General features: G+C 57.6%; 10 protein-coding genes. All 10 read left to right on the top strand.

Going from position 1 to position 12,822, the window contains the following annotated elements:
* Positions 1–11 precede the first annotated feature (11 nt).
* The 10 genes from ACR9Y2_RS04225 (at position 12) to ACR9Y2_RS04180 (ending at position 12,624) form a co-directional block, all read left to right on the top strand.
* Positions 12–1,013: a Gfo/Idh/MocA family protein gene (locus tag ACR9Y2_RS04225; protein WP_435039805.1), complete on the top strand. Its 1,002-nt coding sequence runs from the start codon at positions 12–14 to the stop codon at positions 1,011–1,013.
* Positions 1,010–1,522 (top strand): acyltransferase, encoded by a 513-nt coding sequence (locus tag ACR9Y2_RS04220; protein ID WP_435039804.1) that lies wholly within the window; start codon positions 1,010–1,012, stop codon positions 1,520–1,522. Before ACR9Y2_RS04225 ends, ACR9Y2_RS04220 begins: the two co-directional genes overlap by 4 nt.
* 170 nt (positions 1,523–1,692) lie before the next feature.
* Positions 1,693–2,898, top strand: a complete 1,206-nt coding sequence (locus ACR9Y2_RS04215) for a DegT/DnrJ/EryC1/StrS family aminotransferase (RefSeq protein ID WP_435039803.1) — start codon at positions 1,693–1,695, stop codon at positions 2,896–2,898.
* 163 nt (positions 2,899–3,061) lie between these two features.
* The gene (locus ACR9Y2_RS04210; RefSeq protein ID WP_435039802.1) at positions 3,062–4,159 is read left to right on the top strand and encodes a DUF354 domain-containing protein; all 1,098 of its coding nucleotides are present in this window, start codon (positions 3,062–3,064) and stop codon (positions 4,157–4,159) included.
* A gap of 147 nt (positions 4,160–4,306) precedes the next feature.
* Entirely contained in the window at positions 4,307–5,566 is a 1,260-nt protein-coding gene (gene wecB / locus ACR9Y2_RS04205) for a non-hydrolyzing UDP-N-acetylglucosamine 2-epimerase (RefSeq protein WP_435039801.1), read from the top strand.
* A gap of 209 nt (positions 5,567–5,775) precedes the next feature.
* Positions 5,776–6,852 (top strand): hypothetical protein, encoded by a 1,077-nt coding sequence (locus ACR9Y2_RS04200; RefSeq protein ID WP_435039800.1) that lies wholly within the window; start codon positions 5,776–5,778, stop codon positions 6,850–6,852.
* 118 nt (positions 6,853–6,970) lie between these two features.
* Complete coding sequence (locus ACR9Y2_RS04195) at positions 6,971–9,175, top strand: bi-domain-containing oxidoreductase (RefSeq protein ID WP_435039799.1); 2,205 nt, start codon at positions 6,971–6,973, stop codon at positions 9,173–9,175.
* A 54-nt stretch (positions 9,176–9,229) separates the two neighbouring features.
* The gene (locus tag ACR9Y2_RS04190; protein WP_435039798.1) at positions 9,230–10,654 is read left to right on the top strand and encodes an oligosaccharide flippase family protein; all 1,425 of its coding nucleotides are present in this window, start codon (positions 9,230–9,232) and stop codon (positions 10,652–10,654) included.
* A 155-nt stretch (positions 10,655–10,809) separates the two neighbouring features.
* The gene (locus ACR9Y2_RS04185; protein WP_435044820.1) at positions 10,810–11,301 is read left to right on the top strand and encodes a class I SAM-dependent methyltransferase; all 492 of its coding nucleotides are present in this window, start codon (positions 10,810–10,812) and stop codon (positions 11,299–11,301) included.
* 27 nt (positions 11,302–11,328) lie between these two features.
* Positions 11,329–12,624, top strand: coding sequence for a glycosyltransferase (locus tag ACR9Y2_RS04180; RefSeq protein WP_435039797.1), 1,296 nt, complete (start codon positions 11,329–11,331; stop codon positions 12,622–12,624).
* Positions 12,625–12,822: the final 198 nt, after the last annotated feature.

The raw sequence follows: 12,822 nt of genomic DNA, 5'->3' as shown, positions 1-12,822 counted from the left end.
GAGGTCCTCCTATGGTCCGCTTTGGCGTAATCGGATATGGATATTGGGGCCCCAATATCGTCCGAAATATCAACGGCATCAACCCCGATATGCTGGCCGCCGTTTGCGATAAGAGCGAGAAGAACCTGGGCCGCGTCAAAAAGGCCTACCCGGACGTTCATGTCACCACCGACGCCTCGGAACTCCTCACCGATCCAACCATCGACGCCATCGCCGTCGTCACCCCCGTCTGGACCCACTTCGACCTCGCCAGGCGCGCCCTCCAGAACGGCAAACACCTCTTCATCGAGAAACCCTTCACCGCCACCGCCCACCAGGCCGAAGAGCTCATCGAACTCGCCGAACGGAACCACCTCACCATCATGGTGGACCACACCTTCCTCTTCACCGGGGCCGTTCGCAAAATCCGCGAGCTGATCGACAACAACACCCTCGGCAAGCTCTACTACTACGACTCCATGCGGGTCAACCTCGGCCTCTTCCAGCACGACGTCAACGTGCTCTGGGATCTCGCCCCCCACGACCTCTCCATCGTCGACTACCTGATCGGACGCGAAGCCGAAGCCGTCATCGCTACCGGAGCCGGCCACCTCAACGGCCACGCCGACGTCGCCTACATGACCATCTACTTCCCCGACAGCGTCATCGCCCACCTCAACGTCAACTGGCTCTCGCCCGTCAAGGTCCGCACCACCCTCATCGGCGGGGAGAACAAAATGCTCGTCTGGAACGATCTGGAGGTCGACGAGAAGATCAAGATCTACGACCGCGGCGTCAAAATCACCAACCAGGAAGGCGTCTACGATGCCCTGGTCAGCTACCGCTCCGGTGACATGTACTCGCCCAAGGTCGAAGCCACCGAAGCCCTCAAACTCGAGCTCACTTACTTCCTCGAGTGCGTCGAATCCGGCAAGCGCCCCTTCAATGACGGCCAATCCGGCCTCCGCGTAGTCCGCATGCTCGAAGCCGCCGAATCCTCCCTCAAACGGAAAGGCGAGGCCGTCTGCGCATGAACGACTTCCGCTCCATCGCACCCGACGTCCAACTCGGTGCCGGTGTCAAACTGGCCCAGTTCGTCAATCTCTACGGCTGCCGCATCGGGGACGAAACCAAACTCGGGACCTTCGTCGAAGTCCAGAAGAACGCCACCATCGGCGCCCGCTGCAAGATCTCCAGCCACTCCTTCATCTGCGAAGGCGTCACCATCGAGGACAACGTCTTCATCGGCCACGGTGTCGTCTTCATCAACGACATCTACCCCCGGGCGACCGCCCCGGGCGGAGCCCTCCAGACGGAGCAGGACTGGCACGTCGACCGGACTCTCGTGAAAAAGGGAGCCTCCATCGGCTCCGGAGCCACCATCCTGGCCAACGTCACCATAGGCGAGAACGCCATTGTCGGAGCCGGTAGCGTCGTCACCCACGACGTCCCGGCGGACACCATAGTCGCCGGCAACCCGGCCCGAATCCTGCGCAAAGTCCCCTCCACCCACGGAGTAACCGCCAAAGTGGCAAACCCCTAATCCGCAAGCCCCCAATTGTGGGCCGGCCTTCATCTTGTGTGGTGGCATTCACGTTGTGGGGCGACATTTATGTTGCAAGGGGCTTCAGCCCCGCCTTAAAGAAACCTCACCCCCCCCATTCCCTAGTCCCCCGAACCACCCATCCACGCCCCTAGGCAAGGAAGCACCCCATGTCCGGAACCAGCAATATCCCCTTTCTCGATCTCGTCACCCCCCACGCGGAACTAAAGGAAGAACTCACGGCCGTCTTCACCGCGGCCCTCTCCACGGCCGGCTTCATCGGCGGTCCGATGGTCCAGGGCTTCGAGGAGGACTTCGCGGCCTACTGCGGAACCAGCCACTGTGTCGGAGTCGGCAGCGGCACGGACGCCCTGCGCTTCGCCTTCCTGGCCGCCGGCATCGGCCCCGGAGACGCCGTCGTCACCGTCCCCAATACGTTCATCGCCACCACCGAAGCCATCTCGCAGTCCGGAGCCCGGCCTGTCTTCGTCGACATCGACGAAGCGACCTACAACCTGGACCCGGCCCTCCTGCAGCGCTATCTGGAAACGGACTGCGACTACAACCAGGAAACCCGCAAGCTCACCGACCGCCGCACCGGCCTCCGCGTAGCCGCGGTCACGCCCGTTCATCTCTACGGCCAGATGGCGGACATGGACCCGATCCTGGAGCTGGCAGGGCAATACAACCTGATCGTGATCGAAGACGCCTGCCAGGCCCACGGGGCGGAGTACTTCTCCCGCAAGCAGAACCGCTGGTGCAAGGCCGGCTCAATGGGCCTGGCGGCCGCCTTCAGTTTCTACCCGGGCAAAAACCTCGGAGCCTGTGGCGAAGCCGGAGCGGTCACCACGAATGACGAAGGCCTGGCGCGCCGCATGCGCATGTTGCGCGACCACGGCCAGAGCCAGAAGTATTACCACCAGGTAGAAGGCTACAACGGCCGTCTGGACGCGATCCAGGCTGGCATCCTAAGAGTGAAGCTGAAGCACCTGCCCGAATGGACCCAGCAGCGCCAGGCCGCGGCGGTCCGTTACCGCGAGTTGTTCGGCGAAACCGGCGCCCGAGTCATCCTCCCGCACCAGCCGGAATGGAGCAAAGCGGTCTACCACCTCTTCGTGGTGCGAGTGCAGCACCGGGATGAACTGATGAAGCAGTTAGGAGCCGTAGGCATCGGAACCGGCATCCACTACCCGGTACCGCTACACCTCCAGGAGGCGTACAACTCATCCGGCTATGCAATGGGCGACTTCCCAGTCACCGAGCGGGTGGCCGCGCAGATCGTCTCCCTGCCAATGTTCCCGCAACTCTCAGCGAGCCAGCAGAGTCGGGTTGTGAGCGGAACAATCACCCACCTTTCTGTAGCAGTCACCAGCTGAAGACATCCCACTGTGGCCGCTTGGCTGGCAACTACGCTCTCAAGCGCGGCCCTGAAAAGACCGTTCGTTCTCGCGCACAGGCGCTGGATCCAGCTCCGACCCCGCAATGGGTGAAACCCACCTCGAGATCAATCGGCTTCCACGCGCCGGCAATACCCCCCCAATGATGAAAGCTGATAATCCGTCGTCCTCGACGAAGCGGAAGAAGATCTGGATCGATCTGGACAATACCCCGCATGTCCCATTCTTCGCACCCATCATGGCGGAGCTGGAGCGCCGTGGCTACTCCGTCTTCCTTACCGCCCGAGACTGTTTTCAAGTCTGCGGCTTAGCGGATCTCTTTGACTTCAAGTATCTGCGAGTGGGCCGACACTACGGCAAGCATAAGATAATGAAGGCATTTGGGACAACATATCGCTCCTTCCAGCTGTTGCCTCTGGCGCTGAGGGAAAAACCCGACTTGGCTGTCTCTCACGGCTCCCGATCTCAGTTGCTTGCCGCTACGATGGCGCGGATTCCCTCGATCGTCATCGTGGATTACGAGTTCGCCAAACCCGTTCCTGGATTCGCGCCAACCTGGGTCATGGTGCCGGAGGTCATACCGAACTCCAGTGTACATTTCGGCGGCGGAAGGATTCTGAAGTACCCAGGGATTAAGGAAGACGTCTACGTTCCGAACTTTGAGCCTGATCCCTCGATACTCACGGAGTTGGGACTCTCGGACAGTCAACTCATTGTTACCGTTCGCCCTCCGGCCAATGAGGCGCACTATCACAACCCAGAGAGCGAAGCCCTCTTTGACGCCGTAATTGACCTGCTTTCCCACACCGAAAACACCAAGATCGTACTTGTGCCGCGAAACGAGCGCCAAGCCTCCGCGATTCGAACTTCCTGGTCGAAGGTCTTTTCAGATCGGCGAATGATAATCCCTGGACGTGCGGTGGATGGGCTGAACCTGATGTGGCATTCCGATCTCGTCATTAGCGGTGGGGGCACGATGAACCGCGAGGCCGCGGCATTGGGTGTTCCTGTCTACAGTATCTTCAGGGGCGCGATTGGGGCAGTGGACCGGTACCTGTCCGAGACTGGGCGGCTTGTACTGCTCACTAGCATCAAGGATGTGCGGGAGAAACTGGATGTCAGCCGTCGGCATCGAGCGACCGGAGTCCAAATCCCACCCAAGGGAGCCTTGAAGAGTGTTGTCGACCACATCGCGACAGTAATTGGCTCTGGTTCTACTCATAAGGTGGGGAAGGGTTAGTGCTCGACAGCGGCGCTCCAAACGGACTCCGAGGACTCTGCTCGAGAGCTGTCGATGCCTTTTGCTAGCGCAGAGATCGAGCTTTGGCCGCAACTCTGATGTCCCGTCACCCGCTCGCAGCAGTAGCAGTTTAGAAAGCCTCACTATATGAAGATCATGAGTGTGGTTGGGGCGCGACCCAACTTCATGAAAGTCGCTCCTATCATAGTGGCCGTACAAGAACACAATCGCCACTTGATCGACGCCCAAGTCGTTGCGGATAGCCATTCCCTGCTCCCATCAATTGAGCACGTCCTGGTGCATACTGGTCAACACTACGACCAAATCATGTCCGGCGCCTTTTTTGTAGATCTGAATCTGCCGGCCCCCGATGTGCATTTAGGTGTTGGATCCGGATCGCACGCCGCTCAAACCTCTGAAATTATGAGGAAATTCGAGGAGGTGCTTATGCGGGAGGAACCGGACGCTCTAATTGTAGTGGGGGATGTCAATTCAACCGTAGCCTGTGCCTTAGTAGCGGCCAAATTCACGGGCTCATCCTCAGCTAAGCGCCCCCTCGTTGCCCATGTCGAGGCAGGACTGCGGTCGTTCGATAGATCAATGCCGGAAGAGATCAATCGAATCCTCACTGACCAACTCTCTGATGTGCTCTTCGTGACCGAGGAGAGTGGAGTACGGAACCTGGCCAGGGAGGGGATCGACCCAGCAAGGGTTCACTTCGTCGGCAACACTATGATCGACTCACTTCTGGCTTCAACCGCGAAAGCAGAAAAGTCTAGAATTCTGGAGAGCTTCGGATTCCGAGCCGGAGAACCGCGTGATGGCATCGAGCCAGGGGTCACTCCCTATGCGTTGCTAACCCTGCATCGGCCCGCAAATGTGGACAACCGCCAAGCGTTTCAGGAGATCTTGGATGGGCTGCAGGAGCTGAGTGCAGAACTTCCAATCATCTTTCCAGTGCATCCTCGAACCTTGAATCGAATCCACGAATTGGGACTCGATGCACGCGCTCTGGCTGCGGTCAAAATGCAGCACAGCACAACCCTGCCGAGTGGCATTTGGCTCACACAACCGCTAGGCTATTTAGACTTCCTGTGCCTCATGAAGAACGCAGTGCTGGTGATTACGGACTCGGGGGGGATCCAAGAGGAAACGACCTGCCTGGGTGTGCCCTGTGTAACGGTGAGGGAGAATACCGAAAGGCCCGTCACCATAACCGAAGGTACGAATATTCTCGCAGGCGTGAAGTGTTCCGGGATCCGCGACGCCATCCGCCTCCAGAGGAGATCAGAACGGACTTCGTCTATTCCTGAGAACTGGGATGGCAGAGCGGCTCAGCGAATAACCAGAATCCTAGTCCACGCAGCAACGACTAGAGCGAAAGAGCATTTGGTGCATTGTCACTAGCGATTGCAGACGCAGATCGCGGACACTGAGCACAGATGTGGGGCGTTTAATAAGTGATTAATTCAAGAAGCAGTTGGGCGGCCGAATCAGAGGGCATCCACGGCGCTGACCTTCATGGAGTGCTCTCAAAACTGCTCACTTATTGTCGTGCCAACGACTGGGCCGGTCACGACCCCTACGACGCGCTAAACAGCCCCATCTTTCAGGCCTTGCCGTTCCTGGATGCCCGCATTCCCAGGCTGGTTCTCACGCAGCTTCTCAAGCGCAGCCCCTTCGATCTAAGAGGTTTACTCCGGGTCCCTAAGACTCAGAATCCCAAAGCCATCGCACTCTTTCTGTCCTCACTCCTCGTGCTCGAAAGAGCAAGTGTCTCCGGCCACCAGGCTGACATCGAGCAATTGATTGGCTGCCTGACTGCGCTTCGATCATCCGGGACCGAATACTGGTGTTGGGGGTACAGCTTTCCCTGGCAAACACGTTCGATCCTGGTGCCTTCGGGCGCGCCCAATCTCATCGCCACAACATTCGCCGCAAATGCGTTATTCGATGCCTATGAGCAAGGCCACGGTTCGCACTGCCTCGCTGCTGCCTCGAGCGCGGCCGAATACGTTGAGAATGAGCTGTACTGGTCCGACGGAAGTGTGGCAGGCTTCAGCTATCCTCTTCCCTCGGTTCGAAACCAGGTCCACAATGCAAACTTCCTGGCGGCCGCCTTACTCTGCCGCGCTTACTGCCACAGTAAGGAAAAATCATTCCTGTTCCCCGCCTTGCGAGTTGCTCGCTACTCTGCATCAAGGCAGCAAGCCGATGGCTCATGGTCCTACGGCGAAGCCTCCTCGCAGGGGTGGATCGACAATTTCCATACTGGGTACAACCTATGTGCGCTGCAGTCCATTTCTCGCTATGGAGGGACAACTGAGTTCGATTCGATTCTACGCCGTGGATTCGAGTTCTACCGCCGTCAGTTCTTCCGCGAGAGCGGCGCGGTCCGATACTTTCACGATCGAGACTATCCCATCGATATTCACTGCGTGGCGCAGAGCGTTCTCACTCTGGTGGCGCTGAAAGACTTGGCCCCCGGCAGTCTCTCGTTGGCCCACACCGTCCTCGAATGGGCCTTGAACCATATGTGGGACGATCGGGGCTTCTTCTTCTATCGGGTCCTGAGGTCATGCACCGTCCGGACGTCCTACATGAGATGGTCCCAGGCCTGGATGCTTATGGCCGCAGCGGCGCTGCTGGAAGCCACCCTTGGATCGGTGGGCAAGGCTGAGGCACGCGCGTGATTGAGTTGGTCTTCCGGCTGGATTGCGAGATCTGCGGCAGCGGGGAGGCTGCATTGCGGGATCTGGCAGTTGGGTCGACAGCACGGCCAACTGGTGATGCAGAAGCGGTTCTTTCGTTATGAAGCAAGTCATTCAGAATTTCAAAACAGGTGAGCTCTCAGTGGCCGATGTCCCACCGCCGGCGCTAGCTCGTGGGTTCGTGCTGGTAAGGAACTGCTTCTCGCTCATTAGCGCCGGCACGGAGCGATCCACCGTCTCTACTGCCCAAGCGTCACTGCTGGGCAAGGCCCGGCAACGGCCGGATCTCGTCAAGCAGGTGCTCGACAGCTTCCGGAAAGACGGTTTGGCCGCTACGCTGACGCGGGTGCGCACCAAACTTGATACTCTCAAGGAACTAGGCTACAGTTCCGCCGGCACAGTCCTCGTCTCAATGGATACCCAGGGACGATTCAAGCCCGGCGACCGTGTCGCGTGCGGTGGAGGTGGCTACGCCTCGCATGCGGGTATCGTTACAGTGCCGCAGAATCTGGTGGTCAGAGTGCCGGATTCAGTGGGCCTGGACGCCGCCGCTTTCACCACGCTGGGAGCAATCGCCATGCAGGGCGTCCGCCAGGCCAATCCACGGCTGGGGGAGTTTGTGTGCGTGATCGGTCTGGGACTCCTTGGTCAGATCACTGCGCAAATCTTGAGAGCTAACGGATGTCAGGTCTTTGGAGTAGACACATCAGAGTCCATGACCGCACTTGCCGCAAAAACGGCGTGCCACACTGCGCGCACGCGGTCGGATGTGGGGCTGGAGTCGGCATTTGCCGCGTTCACTGGCGGGCATGGATTCGACTCCGTGATCATTACAGCTGCTTCGCAATCCACCGATCCTGTCGAACTAGCCACAGCAATCTTGCGGCAAAAGGGCGTAATTGTCATAGTCGGCGCCGTACCAATGAATATTCTACGGGAACCGTTTTTCTACAGGAAGGAATTGGAACTCAAGATCTCCTGTTCTTACGGGCCGGGGCGATACGACCACAGCTACGAAGAGGAAGGCAAGGATTACCCCTACAGCTATGTGCGGTGGACCGAAAACCGCAATATGGAGTCGTTCGTGAGACTGCTCGAGCATCGAAGTTTGGATGTGCAAACGCTCGTGACGCATGTCTTTGAGATCGAGCAGGCCGAAAAGGCGTATGACATCGTCACTGGAAAGACCCCGGAGCGCCACTTGGGCATTCTTCTCAAGTACTCGGGAGTGTCCGAGGCGCAACCCGTGCTGGAAGTCTCGCAGACTCCTTCAGTAAGCGGTACCACGCCTGGCATTGGATTCGTAGGGGCTGGCAGTTTCGCCCAGAAGTTCCTCCTCCCTTTCGCGGGGCAGGGCGGTGATCTGATCTCCGTGGCCACCTCGCGCGGAATCACGGCGAAGAGCGTGGGTGAGAAATTCGGTTTTCGAACTCATTCGTCTGATGCGCTCGCAGTTCTCTCAGATCCGGCCGTAAATACAGTGTTTATCGCTACCCGTCACGACACCCATGCTGCTTTCGCGGTTGCCGCCCTCGAGGCGGGGAAAAACGTATTTGTCGAAAAGCCTCTCGCACTAAGTGAAGAGGAACTTGCCGGGGTTCTGGAATCTGCCGGTCGGAGTAACGAATGTCGGCTGATGGTGGGATACAACCGGCGGTTCTCCCCCCTGGCTTGCCGGGCCAGGGCAATCTTCCAGAAGGTGGCCGGTCCGCTTCTCATTAACTACCGCGTCAACGCCGGCTTCATACCAAAGGACCATTGGACGCAGACAGAGCAGGGAGGTGGGCGAATTCTGGGCGAGGTGTGCCACTTCGTGGACCTGATGCAGTTTCTCACCGGTTCTGAGCCGGTCGGTGTCTATGCGATGTGCGTTGACGCTGGCAATGACCAGATGCCCGACCAGGATAACGTCGTCATCGCCCTCCGCTTTCAGAACGGTTCCGCGGGACAGATCACCTATCTTTCCTGTGGTGATAAGTCGCTCAACAAGGAACGGATTGAAATCTTCGGCGGCGGCCAGACCTTTATCATCGATGATTTTAGGCTGGGCGAGCATTACGCCGGCGGTTCACGCCGCACACTAAAGCTGCCCGGCAAGGGCCACCAGCAGGAGGTCGAGGCATTTCTGAACGTCATCCGAGACGGACAACCCTCCCCTATTCCTCTCCGCTCACTTGCGCTTACCAGTGTCGCCACACTCGCTATTCTGGACTCATTGCGCACCGGCCTGCCGCAGGCCAATTTCGCGCTGAATGCAGTACTGCCTCAGAACACGCCTAGGTCTTCTGATGCAAGCGTCGCCTGACAACTGAGGACCGACGCGGAGCATCCTCCTTGCGAGGCGGCTCCGTTGCTAATTTTGCGCATCAGCAAGGCGACAGTGGAGCTTTTTACCTTCTTACCTGACACGATCGCCGCAAGATTGAACCGGACCCCGATCGTACGGCGACTCGTTCGCGGAGCTTTCTGGACTCTGGCTGGATCCCTTGCGGGGCGCGCACTCTCGATTCCCGTATCCATCCTGCTCGCCCGTTACATGGGGCCATCGCACTACGGCGAGCTTGGCATAATCAATAGCAGCATTGATCTCTTCATGGTCTTCGCAGGATTCGGGCTGGGGCTCACCGCCAACAAGCATGTGGCCGAGTTTCGAACGAAGGACCCTGATCGCGCTGGCCGAATCCTCGCGCTTTCTAGCGTGACTGCTGTCCTGACCGGAACGGTGTTTGCCGCATTGTTATTCCTTCTGGCCCCATGGCTTGCTAGCCACAGTCTGGCCGCGCCCCAGCTAACTAGTTCCATCCGGATTAGCAGCCTGTTGTTATTGTTGTCTGCCATTAACGGCGCGCAGAGGGGCGCTCTGTACGGCTTCGAGGCTTTCAGGACTACAGCGCAGATAGAAGTTCTAGTGGGTTTGGTCAACGTCCCCCTTCTGATCGCGGGCTATTTTGCAGGCGGCCTAAACGGTGTGCTTTGCGGTATGGTTGGGACGCGCCTGCTCGACTGCTTAATTCGGTGGCAGGTTCTGCGGGCGCAGGCGCGGCGCGCCGGCATAAACATCCAGTATTCACAATGTACGCAAGAGTTGGGTGTACTTTGGAAGTTCAGTTTACCTGCACTCCTTGCCGGCTCCATGGTCGGACCGGTGAACTGGCTCTGCAACTCTATGCTGGCCAGGCAACCCAATGGCTATCGTGAATTGGGAATCTACAACGCGACAAGCGCCTGGTACGGCGCGCTGCTGTTCTTACCAGTGGCGCTCGGTGGCGCGCTGCTGCCGGTCCTTTCGGAACGTATTGGACTTGGCGATAGGCAATCAGGCGCAAAGGTCCTTTCAGCGATGATGCGCCTGAATCTCGTCATCGTGGTCCCCGGTGCAATCGCTCTCGCTCTCGCTAGCCCGCTCATCATGCAACTGTACGGCCCCGCCTACAGCCATGCGGGCTCAACGCTGGTCGTGGTGGTCTTCACAGCGGCGATATGCGCCATTCTAATGCCTGTGGGCGACGTCATAAGTGCGTCCGGGAAGATGTGGACAGGCCTTGTAATGAATGCCGGATGGGCTACGGTCTTTTTGGGTGGCACCTGGTTGCTGGCCGATTTGGGAGCGTTCGGAATTGCCACCGCGAGGTTAACGGCGTACACGCTTCACGCTGTGTGGGCCACCGTCTACGCGGCGCGCATCATCGGTTCAAGCCTCCGTGTGAGGACTGCCGGTGCGACCAAAAGTGGCTGCACATCTTTGGACTCGGTTGAACCATCGAAACGGAACAACAAATGCTAAACACCCCTGAACAGTGGCAGGCCGATTTCAAACCCGGCGGGCGTTGGGAGCTCAACGAGGGACGGAAGCAAACTCGCCTATTTGCAGAATACTTCCACCGACACATTCACATTCCGCTCCATGGCGATTTTTCCGTTCTTGATCTTGGCTGTGCTTTGGGCGATGCCCTTCCGGTATGGCGTAGACATTACTCGCGCGCCAAACTCCACGGCTGCGACTACGTCCCGGCCTCCGTCGAGCGATGCCGCGAAATAAATGGAAAGATTGCTACCATCTTTCAGGCCGGCTGGGAGGACCTCCAAGGCTCTTGGGACGTGATCTACTGCTCTAATGTACTGGAACATTTCGTCAACCACGTTGACATTGCACGCAGCTTACTTTCGCATTGCCAAATCCTATACGTTATGACACCCTACAAGGAACGGCAAGGTGGCAAAGACATCACTTCGATGAATGAAAGTGGCCACGTCACTACCTTATATCGGGACACATTTAAGCAGGTGGGGGCCGTCCGCACCAAGGTGATTCGAGCTCCAGTCGCGTGGGGGCCGACATACTGGCAAGAACTGCGCAGCAGACTCGGGATGTACCGGCGATTGAGGCCTTACCACCCTATGCGTCAGATCATCTACACAATTACGCCGTGACCCTGCCGAAGTGTCTAGATTCCATTTATGAACGCTCATCAGAAGAACTCGCCCCTGCGCATCCTGTGCATCAGTCCGCTCTTTGCCCCAGCGGTCAGTGCCGAAGCATTTTGCGCTTCGAAACTGGTCCAATGTCTCAACGACAATGGAGTCTCGATCACTGTGTTGTCGAGTAGCAATCTTTGGGCCACGGAGACAGATGCCTCACCACTGTGGCAGTCATTGCGGAGCATGACAATCGATGTACCCCAGCTGTTACAGGCTAATCGAATGAGTTCAATCAAATCAGCAATCAGGTTCCAGACGATTGGCTATGCTCGTTGGATTTCTGCTGCCATAGAGAGAGTGAAGCAGTTGCATGTCTTAAATAGATTTGATCTAGTGTATAGTCGTAGTCTCCCGTCGTCGGCGCACATTGTGGGGTTCTGGTGCACGAGGCAAATGAATCTACCTTGGATAGCGAACATCAACGATCCCTGGGAGAAGTCGTTTAACCCCCCCCCTCTCGCGACGGCTAGCTCTTCTGCTTTGGGCCGACATAGCCACTTATTCTGGCTAAGGCGTACATTACGCAAAGCCGACGTAATTACGTACCCATGTCACAGGTTGCATCAATTCCATCGTGCGTTGGCACACGTTGATCATCCGGCGGAGATCATTCCCCACATCGGATACGTAGCGAAGCGCACCGAGCAGAGCGACGAAGATGAATTTCGAATCGTCCATGCAGGAGACATCAATGGAGACAGTGGGCGTTCGTTGAAGACTCTACTGCTCGGGCTAAAAGAGTTTCTTCGATCAGTCCCCGAGGCTAGGCTACATACCAAGCTTGTTATTGTCGGACGAAAGCAGTCAACGAACGAAGAACTGATTCGTGCAATGGATCTCGTTCAGTACATCCGACACGTGGGCCAAGTGAGTTACGAGGAGAGCTTGCGTCATATTGCCGGCGCGTCTGTTTGTGTCTTGATCGAAGCCCCAGTGGAGGAGGGTATTTTCTTCCCCTCGAAGCTCGCCGACTATTCTGCCGCTCGCAAGCCAGTATTGGCCTTTAGCCCTGCAAGGGGCTTCTTGGCCGACTTGGCGGGCTCAGGTGACGTCATTCGCGTTGGCTATGATGCCGCCGCAACTCACACTGCGCTGGCCATGCTTTACCAACATTACAAGAGTGGAACCCTTAGGACGTGCAGCCCGAGTGCCGACTTCGCGAATCAATTACGGGGAGATTGTGTGACGACGAAGTTCCTCGATGTGTGCAACGCCGTAATTGCCAGACGTCGAGTGGACGTTAGAGTCGCCAACATTACAAGTAGAATTTGTTAATCTATTTCCGACAGCAGATTGTAGTGCTTGCCAGGCAGATGAGGCGGATTTCAGCCAGTATCGACGGCGAGTACAAGTGGCGCGGTAGTCACCATCATGAAGTAGCTGATCCAACAGTCACTGGTCTAGCCACTACGTGTTCCGAAAAGCGCAACAGAGAGTTACTCCTCGCGTTGATTGCTAGTTCCACCAATCTCA

Origin of the sequence: Paludibaculum fermentans (assembly GCF_051172195.1) — a bacterium.
In the GTDB taxonomy this organism is placed as follows: domain Bacteria; phylum Acidobacteriota; class Terriglobia; order Bryobacterales; family Bryobacteraceae; genus Paludibaculum; species Paludibaculum fermentans_A.
This window is presented reverse-complemented; position numbering and strand designations above follow the sequence as displayed.

What these genes read in the sequence shown, in the direction of transcription:
- ACR9Y2_RS04195 (WP_435039799.1), top strand. Translation starts at nt 6,971, where the DNA reads ATGAAGCAAGTCATTCAGAATTTCAAAACAGGTGAGCTCTCAGTGGCC.
- ACR9Y2_RS04180 (WP_435039797.1), top strand. Translation starts at nt 11,329, where the DNA reads ATGAACGCTCATCAGAAGAACTCGCCCCTGCGCATCCTGTGCATCAGT.
- wecB (WP_435039801.1), top strand. Translation starts at nt 4,307, where the DNA reads ATGAAGATCATGAGTGTGGTTGGGGCGCGACCCAACTTCATGAAAGTC.
- ACR9Y2_RS04225 (WP_435039805.1), top strand. Translation starts at nt 12, where the DNA reads ATGGTCCGCTTTGGCGTAATCGGATATGGATATTGGGGCCCCAATATC.
- ACR9Y2_RS04220 (WP_435039804.1), top strand. Translation starts at nt 1,010, where the DNA reads ATGAACGACTTCCGCTCCATCGCACCCGACGTCCAACTCGGTGCCGGT.
- ACR9Y2_RS04215 (WP_435039803.1), top strand. Translation starts at nt 1,693, where the DNA reads ATGTCCGGAACCAGCAATATCCCCTTTCTCGATCTCGTCACCCCCCAC.
- ACR9Y2_RS04210 (WP_435039802.1), top strand. Translation starts at nt 3,062, where the DNA reads ATGATGAAAGCTGATAATCCGTCGTCCTCGACGAAGCGGAAGAAGATC.